The organism is Pseudomonas sp. GL_093 (assembly GCF_057837605.1).
In genome coordinates, this window is sequence record NZ_CM174448.1 from 1,041,894 (window position 1) to 1,056,488 (window position 14,595).

The window sequence follows — 14,595 nt, forward strand, 5'->3', positions numbered from 1 at the left end:
GCTCGCGTCGCGGTAAGAGCAAAACTATACCAGCGACGAGAGGCGTACACCTATTGTGGTAGCAGGCTTAGCGATTCTGCGTTGAAGGCTCGGCAGGCAGCGGTCGTTGCGGCGTGGTGTTCAGCCAGTTGGCCAGCAGGCGGGTCGACAGCGGAATGAAGAGGTAGACCATCAGTGGGGTCAGGCACAAGGTGCTGATGAACACCCGGCTCAGCAGACCCATGTCGCTCAGCAACGGCCCGAGGACAAAGTTGAACAGCAGGGAAACCGGAAAGAATGCCAACCAGATCGCCACGGCCTGTTTCCAGCGTGGTGGGCGCTGGCCGGCCGCGCCGAACCAGCCTTCGATGCCGCTCACACGATGTTCCGTTGGATGGGCAAACAAGTCACTGCCGCGAGCCAGCCAGGCGGTGCGCGAGGCGGAATGCTCCCAGGCGTGCAGCGTCTGCTCGTCGGCGAAGCGGAAAATAATCTGGAATTCGTCATCGTCGGGCGGCGGAGCGAGCACGCCAGAACCGAGATAGCCGGGAAAATCGGTGGCCAGTTGTTCGCCTTCGCGCAACCAGGCGATCAGGTCTTGATAACGCCCATCGGCGACGCGGCGCGCAACCATCAACGTTACGGGTGAGGTAGACATTGTGTATCTCCGTATGACAATCGCGTCGCTCCGGGTGGGAGTTTCGCCAGGCGCAGCGCCGGGGTGGTGGGCTGCGTCTTGGAACAAGCAAGGATTATTCCTGATTCTGCCTGGAACGTCAGTGATATTTGTCGCCATCAGCATCTTGAATGGTGGGGGGGCAGGAGAGGTAGAATGGGATCCAATTTATACATGGATGTAGACCTATAAAATGCCTGTGCTGACTGACGTTTTCCCTGGGTTGCAATCCGGTCTTCCACTCGAGCAGGAAGAACTGTTTCCGATACGCGAAGTGGCGCGTCTGACGGGGGTCAACCCGGTCACGCTACGCGCATGGGAACGACGTTATGGACTGATACAGCCCACGCGCACCGAAAGTGGGCATCGACTGTATTCCATGACTGATATCGATCGGGTCCACAGCATTCTTGGCTGGATCGAACGCGGCGTTGCTGTCAGTAAAGTCGGCAAGATACTGGCCAGGATTGCACCGCTTCAGACCCTGTCGCACATCATCCCGAATGAACTCGTACACGCTGACTACACGCAGTGGCAGCAACAGGTTCAGGCGGCGGTGAATGTTTTTGACGAGGTTCAACTGGAGCAGGTCTATGGACAGATCTTTTTCAGTTATCCGCTAACTGTCGTATTTCAGGACATTTTGCTTCCACTCTGGAAGCAGTTACTGCAGCGCCATGAAGCGTTCGGTCAGGCCAGCGAGTGGTTTTTCCTGGATGGTTTTCTACGTTCTCGAGTGTTGCAACGCCTGTTGCTGGTGCGTGTCTTGCAGCCGCGACGGGTGATTGTCTGCGGCCTGAATGATCAGTGTCGAGAACTCGAAGTGCTGGTAACCGCGCTGTTTCTGAGCAGTGTCGATTCGGCTATTCAAGTGTTGGCTATCGGTCAGCCATTCGACGAATTGGCCCTGGTCTGCGAGCGGATCAAGCCTCAGGCGCTGGTGCTGTTTTCCAATCACGCGCCTGCGCCCGAGTTGCCACGGCGGTTGAAGCGCCTGGCCTTGAGCCTGGATTGTCAGTTGATGCTGGCGGGGGATGCGTCCGATCTGGTGCAGGAAAGCCTGGCTGGATCGTCGATTGGATGCCTGGGTAACGAAGGATTGGTCATGCGTCAGCGTTTGAAACAGTTCCTGACAGGCAACCTGGACACTTGAATCAGAGATGCATGGCCGGATGCGTCAGCCGATGCTGCTGAAGGATGTACTGGCGCAGACGCTCGGTTTCGTCCTTGTCACCCTGATTCAACTGATAGGCAAAAAAGCCGCTCTCGGTTTCTTTCTCGAAGGTGCCGCGCAACGCGATGCGCTCGTAGCCAGACGGGCTGAACCACAAGGCGAAATGTTTGGGCGGTTTGGTCTTGTTGCGAACTTCCAGCAAGACCCCTTTGAACGACACTTCGTGCACCCACATCGTACCGGGCTGGCCATTGGCATTCTCCAGCGCTACCGGTTCTTCGAGTACCAGGCGCCATGGCCGGACCATCGGTCCGTCTTCATAGATGCTGGGGACGCCGAGGCGTAAATGCATTGCGTGAAATTCGTCTTCCACCAAGTGAAGCGGGAAGGTCATTTGCTGATTTTCGAAGTTGGCCTGGATGGTGACTTGCTCATGAGCGGCAAGGCGCGTGAGCAGGTCACGAATCTGTGAACCACCGTTGACGAGCAGGCTCGACGTCGCATCCCGCACATTGAGTTGCGGGTTGTGTTGCATTGTCTGGATAAAATCCAGCTCATCCTGGGTCAGGAGTGCGTCGCGTTGCATAATCTGCTCGACAGAAAAAGTTACAAAGTCACTGGTGATTGTAGTTAATGACAATCAATCCTTCGTTTTGTTTTCGCCGTTCGTCGCTTTTAGTGCGGCAAGCTCGGCCTGGACCTCAGCCAATTGCGCCTCCAACTGCGCGACTCGCTGCTGCGCCTTGACCTGAAGGGTGACGTCTTTCTGCACACCGATGAAATAAGTCTGTCCGTCATCAGGGTTCTTCACCGTCGAGAGGGACAGCTCGTTCCAGAACGGCGTGCCGTCCTTGCGATAGTTCCTGAGGATTTCCCGGCAGGAACCGCCACTGCTCAACGCCTCGCGAATCAACGGGAGAGCTTCCTGGTCGCGGTCCCCTGACTGAAGAAAACGGCAATCCTGGTAGAGGATTTCTTCGCTGGTGTAACCCGTCAGGCGTTCGAATGCCGGGTTGACGTAAATCAGGATGTTGTCCTGCTCGCCTTCCTTTTCGGCAATCACGATGCCGTCGTTGGAAGCGTTGATCACCATTTGCAGCAGTTGGGCGTTAATCATCGGAGAGTCCTTTCCAATTTGATTGTGGGATGCATTCTAAAAGAACACTGAGAACTTTCTACTGGTCACCCGCGTTAATTGAGAGTCAATCGCAGCTTTTTTGCCACGGCTGTTAATATCCCCCGTCTTTTTACTCAGCTTCAGGATCAGATTGATGAAAGTCGCCATCCTTTCCGGCTCGGTGTACGGCACGGCTGAAGAAGTCGCCCGCCACGCCGCAAATATTTTAAAAGCTGCGGGTTTCGAAACCTGGCACAACCCGCGTGCAACCCTCGCCGATGTTCAGGCTTTTGGTCCCGAAGCCTTCCTGGTGGTGACCTCGACCACCGGCATGGGCGAGTTGCCGGACAACCTGCAACCGTTGTATTTCGCAATCCGTGACCAGTTACCAGCTGCCTGGCGTGGCTTGCCGGGTGCCGTGATTGGTCTGGGCGATGCGAGTTACGGCGATACGTTCTGCGGCGGTGGCGAGCAAATGCGTGAATTGTTCGGCGAACTGGGCCTACGCGAAGTCCTGCCCATGCTGCGCCTGGATGCCAGTGAAAGCGTGACGCCGGAAACCGACGCCGAGCCTTGGCTGGCGGAGTTGGTCAGCGCTCTGCGGGGCTGACCGGCCGCTCGCGCAGCAAGGCGAGCCAGGCTTGCGCGGCTTTTGACAGGTACGCGCCCTGACGCCAGATGAAGGCGATATCCCAGCGCAGATAACCCGGTGCGTTCAAGGTCAGGCGCACCACGCCTGGCCGCACCAGCCCGCGTGCCACCACGCGCGGCAACAGCACCACACCTTGACCGGCCGCCACCAGCGCCGCGAGAAAATCCGCCTGGCCGCTGCGACCACCTTCCTTCGGCGTAAACCCCAGTTGCTGGCAGGCTTGCAGCAAGCGGTCATTGAGCACGAAGCTGCGCTGATACAGCAGGAATGGCGTGTCGGCCAATTCCTCCAGCCCAATCACCGTCTTCGACGCCAGCGGATGATCGGCCGGCAGCAGGGCGTCCAGCGGTTCATCGCAGAAAGGCTGGAAGGCGAACTGCGGGTCCTTCGTCAACAGGCTGCCACCCAGTTCCAGCTCCCCACTCAAAACGGCCTGTTCGATGTTCAGGCTACCGCCCTCAAGCAATTGAATGCTGATGTTCGGGTAGCGTCGTCGGTATTCGGCGAACAGTCCGGCGAACAGCGCGTCACTGCCCAGTAGCGGCAAACCCAGACGCAACTCCCCGCGGGCCAACTGGCTCAAGTCATCCAGCTCACTGAGCAGTTCGTTGCGCAGCCGCAACATGCCTTCGGCCCGTTGCAGGACCACGCTGCCGGCGGCGGTCAGGCGCAGCTGCGAACCCTGCCGTTCGAGCAGCGCAGTGCCGAGGCTCTGTTCCAGCTGAGCGACCTGCTTGCTCACCGCCGATTGACTGATGTGCAAGGTCTTGGCGGCCTGAGTAAAACCACCCTGATGCATGACCTCGACGAAGCTGCGTAGCTGTTTGAATTCCATCTGCCTGATTCCATTTTGGAATGGCTTCGAGTCTAACAATTCGCTTCGGGTATGGCAGCCCGCTCCTTAATATGAGCACCTGTGAGGACCGAAGACATGAGCGCATCAACCTTAAAAAGATTGGCCCGACTGGCGACCGAATTGGCCGTGCTGCTGGCCATCTATCTACTCGGCTGTCAGATGGCCGTGTGGTTTGCCTGGCCGATTCCCGGTGGTGTCATCGGCATGGTGCTGTTGCTGTTGGCGTTCGCTTTGGGTGTGGTCAAACCGGCAGCGCTGCAAATGGGCGCAGGCCTGTTGATGGCCGAGATGCTGTTGTTCTTCATTCCGGCGCTGATGAGCCTGCTCGATTACGGCGGTCTGCTGCGTAGCGACGGTTGGCGAATTTTGCTGGTGATCGGCGTCAGCACGTTGATGGTGATGCTGGTGACCGCCTTTACCGTGGAACTGGTGGTGCGGTTGAGGAGGTCTCGTGAAGCTTGAGCTGATGCCGATGTTCTGGCTGGCCTTCACGCTGCTGGCCTATCTGTTCAGTCGCTGGATCTATCGGCGCACCGGGCGCTATGTGCTGTCGCCGCTGATTCTGGTTCCAGCCTTGCTGCTGGCGCTCGCGGTGCCGCTGCACACCGCGTATGCCGAATACTCGAGCAACACCCATTGGCTGATGCTGGTGCTGGGGCCGGTTACCGTCGCTTTCGCGGTACCGATCTGGCAGCAGCGGCAGATGCTGATGCGGCATTGGTCGGCGTTGTTGCTGGGGATGCTGGCGGGCAGCGCGGCGTCCATCGGCAGTTCGTTCGGGTTGGCCAAGGCGCTGGCACTGGACAGTTCGGTGACGATGTCGCTGGTGCCACGTTCAATCACCACGCCTTTTGCCATGCCGCTGGCCCAGGACCTGGGCGGCGTACCGGAACTGACGGCGGTGTTTGTGATGTTCACCGGGGTGTTCGGGGCGATGCTCGGCGGCATTCTGCTCAAGTGGTTACCCCTGCGCAGCGCCTTGGCTCGAGGGGCCTTGTTTGGCGTCGGCGCGCACGGTGCCGGGGTCAGTCGGGCGCATGAAGTGGGGGGTGAAGAGGGCTCGGTGGCGGGGTTAGTCATGGTTCTGACGGGGCTGCTGAATCTGTTCGCCGCACCATTGTTGGCGGCAGTACTTTGACATGGATCCAGGTTCGTTGGCGTACTGACTCGCTAGGCCATCAAGCTGGCTGCCAATGCAACTACACGATCCACGGGGCGTGACTAGACTGTTGTAACGTCGGTGAACAATAGAAACCCCAAGAATAAAAATTAGAGGTTCCTTGCCGTGAGCGTAGCCCCCGTCCAATCGCCACACAGTGTCAAAGACCAGGTCAGTGCCGCCGAGTGGCAGACCCGCGTCGATCTTGCCGCCTGCTATCGTCTGGTCGCCCTGCATGGCTGGGATGACCTGATTTTTACCCACATCTCGGCCAAGGTCCCCGGTACCGAAGACTTTCTGATCAACCCGTTCGGGCTGATGTTCCACGAGATTACCGCGTCGAGCCTGGTCAAGGTCGATCAGGCCGGCAACAAGCTGATGGACAGCCCTTACGAGATCAATCCGGCGGGTTACACCATCCACAGCGCGGTGCACGAGGTTCGTCACGATGTCGTCTGCGTGCTGCACACCCACACCGCTGCCGGTGTCGCCGTGTCGGCGCAGAAACAAGGCATTTTGCCGATCAGCCAACAATCATTATTTGTCTTGTCCAGCCTGGCTTATCACGCCTACGAAGGTGTTGCGCTTAACCATGAAGAGAAGGCGCGACTGCAAGCCGACCTCGGCGAAAACAATTTCCTGATGCTGCACAACCACGGTCTGCTGACCTGCGGCGCGACCATCGCCGACACGTTCCTGATGATGTTTACCTTCCAGCGCGCCTGCGATATCCAGGTGCTGGCGCAGAACGGTGGCGCCGAGTTGATCGCCATCGAACCGCTGATTCTGGCAGGCGCCAAGGCGATGATCGCCGGCGTCACCAAAAGTGCTCAAGGGATGGGCGGCGCATTGGCCTGGCCAGCGCTGCTGCGCAAACTCGATAAACAAGACGCGGGTTATAAACTCTAATGGCACTCGCCGAGATCCCCCTGTGTGTCTGGCGCAAACGCGGCCAGACGTTCATCTTCCGTGGCCAGACCATCCGTTACTGGACGGCGGGGCAGGGTGAACCACTGTTGCTCATTCATGGCTTCCCGACCGCCAGTTGGGACTGGCATTTCCTGTGGCAGCCGCTGACCCAGCGCTATCGGGTAATTGCCTGCGACATGCTCGGCTTCGGTGATTCCGCCAAACCGGTGGACCACGAATACAGCCTGCTGGAGCAGGCCGATCTGCAACAGGCTTTGCTGGCGCACGTGAAGGTCGAGCAGCCGGTGCACCTGTTGGCCCACGATTATGGTGACAGCGTGGCCCAGGAACTGTTGGCCCGGCATTACGAAGCGCGCATCCATATCGCCAGTTGTGTGTTCCTTAATGGCGGCCTGTTTCCCGAAACCCATCGCCCGATACTGATGCAAAAACTCCTGCTCAGCCCCTTGGGCTGGATGATCGGGCGAGCCTTTTCCCGTGACGGTCTGGTGAAGAGTTTCCGGCAGATCTTCGGTCCGCAAAGTCGCCCCACCGAGAGCGAGATGGATGATTTCTGGAGCTTGATCGAGAGCAATCAAGGGCCACGGATCATGCACAAATTGATCGCCTACATCCCTGAGCGACGTGCCCAGCGCGAGCGTTGGGTCAGCGCGATGCAGCGGGGTGAAGTGCCGTTGCGGGTGATCGATGGTGAGGTCGATCCGATCTCCGGCGCGCACATGGTCCAGCGCTATCGGGAACTGATCCCGAACCCGGACACGGTCTTGTTGCCCGGAATTGGCCACTACCCTCAAACCGAGGCGCCGGGGCAGGTGCTCAAGCACTATCTGGAGTTTCGCGATCAGCTGGTTTCACCGCCGCGCAAGGCCGCCTGCTCCTGATTATCCCTCTGCCTTATCGCGCACCATTCAGCCTCACCCCTGTTCATTGTGACTCGCATTGCCGTGCCTGACACTCGAACTTATTGTCCCCTGGCCTGCTGGAGTCCCCCAATGAATGAGTCTGTGCGCTTCGAAGATAAAGTCGTGATTATCACGGGGGCAGGCGGCGGCCTGGGCCGGGCCCACGCGCTGCTGTTCGCCAAACAGGGCGCCAAAGTGCTGGTCAACGATCTCGGCGGCTCGGCTCAGGGCGAAGGCGCAAACGCTTCGGCGGCCGACCGAGTAGTGGCCGAAATTCGTGAGGCCGGTGGCACCGCCGAGGCCAACCATGACTCCGTCACCGACGGCGACAAAATCGTTCAGAACGCCTTGGACACCTTCGGTCGTGTCGATGTAGTGGTCAACAACGCCGGGATCCTGCGGGACAAAACCTTCCACAAAATGGAAGACGGCGACTGGGACCTGGTTTACCGCGTCCACGTCGAAGGCGCCTACAAAGTCACCCGCGCTGCGTGGCCGCACCTGCGCGAGCAAAACTACGGCCGCATCATCTTCACCGCTTCGACGTCGGGCATTTACGGCAACTTCGGCCAGTCCAACTACGGCATGGCCAAACTCGGCCTTTACGGCCTGACCCGCACCCTGGCCATCGAAGGCCGCAAGAACAACATCCTGGTCAACGCCATCGCCCCCACCGGCGGCACTCGCATGACCGAAGGCCTGATCCCGCCGCAAGTCTTCGAACAACTCAAACCGGAACTGGTCAGCCCGCTGGTGGTGTACCTCGCCAGCGAGAACTGCCAGGAAACCTCCGGGCTGTTTGAAGTCGGTGGCGGCTGGATGGGCAAGGTGCGCTGGGAACGAAGCCTCGGCGCGGGGTTTGATCCTCGGGTTGGTTTCTCCCCCGAAGATGTGGCGGCACATTGGCAACAGATCTGCGATTTCGAAGGCGCGGCGCACCCGCAGGACAACCTTGAAGCGCTGAAGGAAATGATGGCGAATTTGCAGAAGTATTCGATTTGATGGAAACCAGCAAGGTCACCGTTTTTTTGACCTTGCTGGTTCTTAATATTCGGTCCCGACATCTGGTTTACAGCGGTCTTCAAGGAAAGTACTTGTGAACCAATGCTGCCAGATTCGCGGCCGTTTGCGCATCCATGATCCCGTCGTAAGTTTCCGGGCGAAAATGCAGCTGAAAGGCCCGAACCAGTTGTGTGAAGCCTTGTTCGGTTGACGCGCCGGAAACGTCATACCCGTAAGTCTTGAACAGTTTGAACAAGTCGCTTCGGGCTGGAATGCCGGTCTCGTTGTATTGCTGCAGATAGATATCTCGGGTGGCATCGTCGAACCAGGCACCCACGCCTTTCAAGTAAAGGGCGTGCCAGGGGAATTTCGGCCCTGGGTCACTCTTGCGGCCGACCGCAATATCCGAGTGCCCTAGAACGAGGGTGGGGCTGATATCCGGATAGCGTTCAAGGATGTTCAACGCCAGCTCTTCAATGGCGGCAATTTGTTCTGGCTGATACGGCGGAAAGTTGAAAATACCTTGGCTAAACGTTGCAAGGTTGACGATTTCAACGCCGATGGACGTGTCGTTCAGATTGCTTCGGTTGCCCCAGGTACTGACGCCCGCGTGCCATGCACGTTTGGATTCGTCGACGAGATTGAACACTTCCTGCCCGGTATAACCTGCTTTCAAGTAGCTCGAATCGGTGATGTCGGGAACCAGATAGTGGGCGCTGACATTCGGGCCGGTCAGTGCGTTGACCGAACTGGAGAAGTTGCCGGCTGTGTAGTGGAAAATCAGAAAGCGTACGCGGGTGTTGGAACTTTGAGTGGGGCGGTACTTTTTGTAATCAATAGGTTTCATGAAAAGATTGCTCGCAATTGAATTAGGTTAGAGTCAGTGCGCTATTACAAATGAATGGCTGATTTGTCATTAACCTTAATCGTTGAAGCGGTTCGTGTTATTACAGAACGATGTAGTCGATTTCCGAGAAGTGTGTAGGTGGTAGGCAGTGTCGTTCGAGTTCACTTAAGTGCTGGCTGTGAATGGGCAGTATAAGAAACAAGCACGAATGCTTGCTTCTTTGTTTGAATTACTGTGCTTCGGGTTTGAAACCTGGTTTGCCGTTGGCTGCTCGCCAGGTTTTAATGGCTTTTAATACCCCTTCTGGGCCGTCTTCAACACCTTCTTCTGGATAATACAAAACGCCTGTGCCGTTTGGGTGTTCTGAAGTGCTTACGATGTTGTCAACAAATGCATCGTGTTCTTTCTCTGATGAGAATTTCCCTTGGAATAAGCGATTTATAACATTCAGATACTCGGATTCTGTGTATTCTTCGAGTTTATTTTTTAGTTTCATTTCACATTTCTCCTTTTCTGGAATGAGTTTCAATGTGCTGCTTTGGTGTCAGTATACGAAGATTATCTATGTCGTAAACCGCACCGCCTTCACTGATAGGCTTGATGTGATGGATCTCAAACTTCTTCCGTCCACCGACTTGCTCCGAGGGGAGGGCACTTGGTGATAGACCATCTCTCACGTCAATTTTGTTGAGTTGGGTAAACTGATCAATCAGAAATTGGTCATTGGCCACGGCCTTCCAAAATACTCTGCGAAATGCTTTAAAACTCGAAAACTCCCGACCTCGAAAATTATCCGCAATCTGCTTGGGGATCGGCGCCCCTTCCAGCGTTGAGGCAGCACTCACCCAATCTCCTGAAACCGACTGTCCGGCGCCACTGGCAATACCAGGATCCTGCCGCCGATCCCTGAACATCGTGAACGTCGGAGGGATCCCGGACTCGATCGGAAAGACGGTGATAAAGCCACCAAATCCGTATCGATCCAGCTCTGGAAACGGATCGATTCGTCCCGCGTCGGGGGTGACGGTGGCGCCTTCATATATCGGCAGGTCAGTGTCGATCAGCGGAAATTCCGTTGAAGGATTCTGCGGTTCTACCAACGGCGTCCAGGTGATGACGGGGCCGTTGGAGACGGTGCTGCCGGATACGTAAACATTCTTGCGCGCGTCAAAGTGAGCGAACCTTACCGGCACACTCGCGGGTACTGTCACTCCGTCAGTGGTAACAACAACGATCTCTACCCCGTTGCCTATCGTCCTCGAGCCGAGTCTCACTGGCAGGTCGATTTCCCCTCCGGCGGCTGCCAGTTCATACAGGTCGGCAGTTGAATCAGGAGCGAGTTCTGACAGCGGAACACTGACAGAGAAAAGATCACCGTTACCCAGCCTGGAGGGAGCCAATAGAGCGGCGAACCCGACCAGGACCGGCGCTGCTACTGACGCGAGTGCTGCGACAGCCGCGGATACCGCTGCTCGTAACGCGGTCCTGAGCGCCAAGGACGTCGCTGGACTAACGCCGACAGTTCCGAGTGTGCCGGTAAACGTTGGGCCGAATGCCGCCAGTGAACCGACATTGGCAAACGAGGGGCTTTGCCACCGAGCCTCTGTTTCCTCGCGCCATTGCGTCAGAAGGCGTGCTTGCTCGAGTTGTCGTTGGGTCTCGGCCTCTGCCGCCAGACGAGCCTGTTGCCGCTCGCGCTCTTGCGCCTGCTTTTCCTTTTGCTGCTGTATTTTCAGATTCGCCAGTTGAGCTTGGCGTTGAGCCACGGCGGTAGCTGTATCAATGACTTTCCTGCGAGTCTCCAGACTCTGTCTTTCTGTTTGCAGTTGCTTTTGTATCTGCTCGATTCGCTGTTCCATGTCAGCTTGGAGACGAGCCTGCTCGGCTGCGAAATGCTGTGCGGCTGCTTCTGCCTTGGCTTCAGCCTCAGCCAGAGCTGTATTCAATGCTGCAATTCGTGCCCTTTCTTGAGCCTCATGCTGAACCAGAGCCGCCTGAAGCTGAGCTTTAGATTTAGCTTGAGCCTCAACATAAGCGTTAGCTTCCGCCTGTATGCGCGCCTCTTCAGCAGCTACGCGTTTTGTTTCTTGCTCATTCGCCAGTCGCTCCTGTTCAGCAGCTATACGTCGCGCTTCCTGATCCGCTGCTTGCTGCCTTTGTTCTTGCGCATGCGCAGCGGCAAGAAGGTTCTGCACATGGACTTGTTTGTTATTTAAAAGCTGAATTTGCTCTGTCAGTAGTTTTGCAGAGTAAGCAGCTTTGTAGGCGTTAGCCCATGTTGTATAAGCTGTTCCATAAGGCTGTACAGTTTTCTCCAGCGTTTCTACCTTGGTGATATAGTCTTTTGCTGTCGCATTGAGAGGGCTGTGCCCGTAGAACGCGTTGGCGAGCCCTGTTTGTACATGCAGTTCAGCTGTTTTCTGCTGAATTAAAATATTACTGATGTTTAGTTCGTGTTGGTGTACCTGTGTCTGTGTAGCTGTTGCAGCGGGGTAGTGGGTTTTAAAATTTTGGAATTCGACCTCCGTTGCTCTTGGCAAGTCCTGGGATTTCGCCGCGTAATCGTTTTGTGCTGACTTCTCCGTAGCAAAGACGTTCCTCAGAGTTTGACCTCTTAAATGTTCCTTATATGTAATTCCAGGGCCTATTCCTCCTGGCCGTGTCGGTGGAACGCTGAACCCACCGCCATTTGGGTGCTTTCCAGGTTTCGGTTGTTTTCCAACATAAGTTGTTGGTAATTCAATGGTAGTGCTTTGTCCAACAATACTAGTTGCCGGTAATTCGTGCGGGGGACCGTGTTTTCCTGACATTTTTGGATCTTCCATGACCGTAATTAATCGGTGGTGCTGAGCAAGCTTACGTCAGGGCGGGTGAGTCTGGGTCCGAGAAGGTTGTAGGTGGTTTCTATTTGGAGTGTGCGCAGTTTTGTGCTGTTTTGTGTGTGGGGAGATTGGTCTTTATTTTATGTAAGAGCATTCTTTAGTTGTCGAGCAGCACTTGCTCTAACGAGGGGGATTCAGCAATGGGACAAAACTCGCCCATAAAAAAGGCCGCTGCAAACGCAGCGGCCAAAGTAAGACGATTGATCAGGAGCTATAAATCAACGTCAGTGAACACGGGGCGATGAGTCGAAAATCTTCAATTCATCTGAAATCTGTCGCCAATGACGTGGACGGGGCACTCGCCATTGCTTCGTGCTTTCCGGCCGTTTGCCGTGAAAGCCCGGCAAGAATAAGCGCTTGAGCCAAAAGGAAAAATAGCGATTCATGACATGAACTGTTGCAGCATGAGTAACAGTGGCAACAAGCCCCGCCCACACGACATGCGCTGCGCTGATAACCCCCCATCCAGCCCATCCATAACCTGCGCAAAACGCCGTCCCATGCGGGGATTCATCCTTTGGAGGTACATCGCGAATACCTCCTTGGTGCGCTTATCGCTCCCAACGTGCGGCAGTAGGGTGGGGCCTTCTGTCACTCACCGGGGAAGACGCATGACAAAAACAACAATGCGCGCCATCTTCACGCCGCAAGCGCTCGCCGCTGCGGTTGCCTTGGGTTGCTGCGCCCAGGCGCAGGCTGTTTCATTCAACATCGGGGAAATCGAGGGGACTTTTGATTCTTCGCTGTCCGTCGGCGCGAGCTGGGGCATGCGCGATGCCGACAAATCTCTGGTGGGCATCGTCAATGGCGGGACCGGCCAGTCTTCGACCGGGGATGACGGGCGGCTGAACTTCAAGAAGGGCGAAACCTTCTCCAAGATCTTCAAGGGTATTCATGACCTCGAATTGAAGTACGGCGACACGGGTGTGTTCGTGCGTGGCAAGTACTGGTATGACTTCGAACTCAAGGACGAGGATCGTGAGTTCAAACCGATCAGTGACAGCGGTCGTAAGGAAGGCGCCAAGTCCTCCGGGGCGCAGTTGCTCGACGCCTTCGTCTATCACAACTATTCCATCGCCGAGCTGCCGGGCACTGTGCGCGCCGGCAAGCAGGTGGTGAGTTGGGGTGAAAGTACCTTCATCGGCAACTCGATCAACAGCATCAACCCGATCGACGTTTCAGCGTTCCGCCGTCCTGGCGCCGAAATCAAGGAAGGCCTGATTCCGGTGAACATGCTGTTCGCCTCCCAAAGCCTGACCGACCAACTCTCGGTGGAAGGTTTCTATCAACTGGAGTGGGACCAGACCGTCGTCGACAACTGCGGCACCTTCTTCGGCAACGACGTGGTGGCTGACGGCTGCAACAAGAATTACACGGTTGCCAGCCCGGCGATTGCACCGTTGCAACCGATCGCTGCAGCGTTTGGCCAAGGTTTCGAGGTCAGCAAGGAAGGGGTGATCGTCCCGCGCGGTGGTGACCGCGATGCCCGCGATTCCGGGCAGTGGGGGACGGCGCTGCGCTGGCTCGGCGACGACACCGAGTACGGTCTGTACTTCATGAACTATCACAGCCGTACTCCGACGGTCGGCACCACCACTGCCGGCCTGACAACGCTGGCACGGATCCCGGCCATCGTCGGTGCCGCCAACAGAATCGCGCCCGGTACCGGGTCTGCACTGGCTCAGAGTGTGATGCTCGGTCGTGGCCAGTATTACCTTGAGTACCCGGAAGACATTCGTCTCTACGGCGCGAGCTTTTCCACCACCTTGCCTACCGGCACGGCGTGGACCGGCGAGATCAGCTATCGCCCCAACGCCCCGGTGCAAGTCAACACCAACGACCTGACCCTGGCCTTGCTCAACCCGATCGCAGGCGGCGCCGCATCGCCTATCGCGACCACGCCAGGTGCCGACAACAAAGGCTATCGCCGCAAGGAAGTGACTCAGGTCCAGAGCACCCTGACGCACTTCTTTGACCAAGTGTTGGGTGCCCAGCGGCTGACCCTGGTGGGCGAAGCGGCGGTGGTGCATGTCGGTGGCCTGGAGTCGCGAACCAAACTGCGTTACGGCCGTGACTCGGTCTATGGCCAGTACGGTTTTGGCGGCAATACCGACGGCTTCGTCACCTCGACCTCCTGGGGCTACCGCGCCCGGGCGATCCTCGATTACGCCAACGTCATCGGCGGGATCAACCTGAAACCAAACCTGTCCTGGTCCCACGACGTCGCCGGCTACGGCCCCAACGGGCTGTTCAACGAAGGCGCCAAGGCCGTCAGCGTCGGCGTCGATGCCGACTACCGCAACACCTATACCGCGAGCCTCAGTTACACCGATTTCTTCGGTGGTGACTACAACACCCTGGAAGACCGCGACTTCCTGGCGCTGAGCTTCGGCGTGAACTTCTGATCTGGCTGAGAAGG

The 14,595-nt window shown here is 57.0% G+C and carries 15 protein-coding genes; 8 read left to right on the plus strand and 7 right to left on the minus strand.

Features of this window, described 5'->3' with window-relative positions; translation table 11 throughout:
• Positions 1-67: 67 nt before the first annotated feature.
• Positions 68-637 (minus strand): antibiotic biosynthesis monooxygenase, encoded by a 570-nt coding sequence (locus AC3IUE_RS04590; RefSeq protein ID WP_056742997.1) that lies wholly within the window; start codon positions 635-637, stop codon positions 68-70.
• A 211-nt stretch (positions 638-848) separates the two neighbouring features.
• Between AC3IUE_RS04590 and AC3IUE_RS04595 the strand changes: the two genes are divergently transcribed.
• Positions 849-1,808, plus strand: coding sequence for a MerR family transcriptional regulator (locus AC3IUE_RS04595; RefSeq protein WP_489265816.1), 960 nt, complete (start codon positions 849-851; stop codon positions 1,806-1,808).
• A gap of 1 nt (position 1,809) precedes the next feature.
• Here the strand turns inward: AC3IUE_RS04595 and AC3IUE_RS04600 are convergent, their stop codons facing one another.
• Entirely contained in the window at positions 1,810-2,415 is a 606-nt protein-coding gene (locus AC3IUE_RS04600; RefSeq protein ID WP_056743001.1) for a hypothetical protein, read from the minus strand.
• A gap of 54 nt (positions 2,416-2,469) precedes the next feature.
• The gene (locus tag AC3IUE_RS04605; protein WP_056743003.1) at positions 2,470-2,946 is read right to left on the minus strand and encodes a PAS domain-containing protein; all 477 of its coding nucleotides are present in this window, start codon (positions 2,944-2,946) and stop codon (positions 2,470-2,472) included.
• 154 nt (positions 2,947-3,100) lie between these two features.
• Between AC3IUE_RS04605 and AC3IUE_RS04610 the strand changes: the two genes are divergently transcribed.
• Complete coding sequence (locus tag AC3IUE_RS04610; RefSeq protein WP_489265819.1) at positions 3,101-3,556, plus strand: flavodoxin; 456 nt, start codon at positions 3,101-3,103, stop codon at positions 3,554-3,556.
• Here the strand turns inward: AC3IUE_RS04610 and AC3IUE_RS04615 are convergent.
• Entirely contained in the window at positions 3,537-4,433 is an 897-nt protein-coding gene (locus tag AC3IUE_RS04615; RefSeq protein WP_461996999.1) for a LysR family transcriptional regulator, read from the minus strand. The two genes, AC3IUE_RS04610 and AC3IUE_RS04615, sit on opposite strands and share 20 nt — an antisense overlap.
• 96 nt (positions 4,434-4,529) lie before the next feature.
• Between AC3IUE_RS04615 and AC3IUE_RS04620 the strand changes: the two genes are divergently transcribed.
• The 5 genes from AC3IUE_RS04620 (at position 4,530) to AC3IUE_RS04640 (ending at position 8,447) form a co-directional block, all read left to right on the plus strand.
• On the plus strand, positions 4,530-4,916 hold the full coding sequence (locus AC3IUE_RS04620; protein ID WP_046045895.1) for a CidA/LrgA family protein: 387 nt from the start codon (positions 4,530-4,532) through the stop codon (positions 4,914-4,916).
• Entirely contained in the window at positions 4,906-5,592 is a 687-nt protein-coding gene (locus AC3IUE_RS04625; protein WP_056743013.1) for an LrgB family protein, read from the plus strand. Before AC3IUE_RS04620 ends, AC3IUE_RS04625 begins: the two co-directional genes overlap by 11 nt.
• A gap of 147 nt (positions 5,593-5,739) precedes the next feature.
• Positions 5,740-6,522 carry a class II aldolase/adducin family protein gene (locus AC3IUE_RS04630; RefSeq protein WP_489265822.1) on the plus strand — a complete coding sequence of 261 codons (783 nt, stop codon included), beginning with the start codon at positions 5,740-5,742 and terminating at the stop codon, positions 6,520-6,522.
• Positions 6,522-7,424, plus strand: a complete 903-nt coding sequence (locus AC3IUE_RS04635; protein WP_489265824.1) for an alpha/beta fold hydrolase — start codon at positions 6,522-6,524, stop codon at positions 7,422-7,424. Before AC3IUE_RS04630 ends, AC3IUE_RS04635 begins: the two co-directional genes overlap by 1 nt.
• A gap of 111 nt (positions 7,425-7,535) precedes the next feature.
• Positions 7,536-8,447 carry an SDR family oxidoreductase gene (locus tag AC3IUE_RS04640; RefSeq protein ID WP_489265826.1) on the plus strand — a complete coding sequence of 304 codons (912 nt, stop codon included), beginning with the start codon at positions 7,536-7,538 and terminating at the stop codon, positions 8,445-8,447.
• 79 nt (positions 8,448-8,526) lie between these two features.
• On the opposite strand, the gene AC3IUE_RS04645 is transcribed toward AC3IUE_RS04640, so the two are convergent.
• The 3 genes from AC3IUE_RS04645 to AC3IUE_RS04655 all read right to left on the minus strand — a co-directional run bounded on the left by AC3IUE_RS04645 (position 8,527) and on the right by AC3IUE_RS04655 (position 12,119).
• On the minus strand, positions 8,527-9,294 hold the full coding sequence (locus AC3IUE_RS04645) for an N-acetylmuramoyl-L-alanine amidase (RefSeq protein WP_489265828.1): 768 nt from the start codon (positions 9,292-9,294) through the stop codon (positions 8,527-8,529).
• Positions 9,295-9,523: 229 nt separating this feature from the next.
• On the minus strand, positions 9,524-9,790 hold the full coding sequence (locus AC3IUE_RS04650; RefSeq protein WP_489265830.1) for a bacteriocin immunity protein: 267 nt from the start codon (positions 9,788-9,790) through the stop codon (positions 9,524-9,526).
• A gap of 1 nt (position 9,791) precedes the next feature.
• The gene (locus tag AC3IUE_RS04655; RefSeq protein ID WP_489265832.1) at positions 9,792-12,119 is read right to left on the minus strand and encodes an S-type pyocin domain-containing protein; all 2,328 of its coding nucleotides are present in this window, start codon (positions 12,117-12,119) and stop codon (positions 9,792-9,794) included.
• Between the two features lie 668 nt (positions 12,120-12,787).
• Between AC3IUE_RS04655 and AC3IUE_RS04660 the strand changes: the two genes are divergently transcribed.
• Entirely contained in the window at positions 12,788-14,581 is a 1,794-nt protein-coding gene (locus tag AC3IUE_RS04660; protein ID WP_489265834.1) for a DUF1302 domain-containing protein, read from the plus strand.
• Positions 14,582-14,595 lie beyond the last annotated feature (14 nt).

Coding starts and splice junctions, on each gene's coding strand:
- AC3IUE_RS04620 (WP_046045895.1), top strand. CDS start 4,530: ATGAGCGCATCAACCTTAAAAAGATTGGCCCGACTGGCGACCGAATTG.
- AC3IUE_RS04595 (WP_489265816.1), top strand. CDS start 849: ATGCCTGTGCTGACTGACGTTTTCCCTGGGTTGCAATCCGGTCTTCCA.
- AC3IUE_RS04645 (WP_489265828.1), bottom strand. CDS start 9,294: ATGAAACCTATTGATTACAAAAAGTACCGCCCCACTCAAAGTTCCAAC.
- AC3IUE_RS04655 (WP_489265832.1), bottom strand. CDS start 12,119: ATGGAAGATCCAAAAATGTCAGGAAAACACGGTCCCCCGCACGAATTA.
- AC3IUE_RS04590 (WP_056742997.1), bottom strand. CDS start 637: ATGTCTACCTCACCCGTAACGTTGATGGTTGCGCGCCGCGTCGCCGAT.
- AC3IUE_RS04605 (WP_056743003.1), bottom strand. CDS start 2,946: ATGATTAACGCCCAACTGCTGCAAATGGTGATCAACGCTTCCAACGAC.
- AC3IUE_RS04600 (WP_056743001.1), bottom strand. CDS start 2,415: ATGCAACGCGACGCACTCCTGACCCAGGATGAGCTGGATTTTATCCAG.
- AC3IUE_RS04610 (WP_489265819.1), top strand. CDS start 3,101: ATGAAAGTCGCCATCCTTTCCGGCTCGGTGTACGGCACGGCTGAAGAA.
- AC3IUE_RS04660 (WP_489265834.1), top strand. CDS start 12,788: ATGACAAAAACAACAATGCGCGCCATCTTCACGCCGCAAGCGCTCGCC.
- AC3IUE_RS04635 (WP_489265824.1), top strand. CDS start 6,522: ATGGCACTCGCCGAGATCCCCCTGTGTGTCTGGCGCAAACGCGGCCAG.
- AC3IUE_RS04640 (WP_489265826.1), top strand. CDS start 7,536: ATGAATGAGTCTGTGCGCTTCGAAGATAAAGTCGTGATTATCACGGGG.
- AC3IUE_RS04650 (WP_489265830.1), bottom strand. CDS start 9,790: ATGAAACTAAAAAATAAACTCGAAGAATACACAGAATCCGAGTATCTG.
- AC3IUE_RS04615 (WP_461996999.1), bottom strand. CDS start 4,433: ATGGAATTCAAACAGCTACGCAGCTTCGTCGAGGTCATGCATCAGGGT.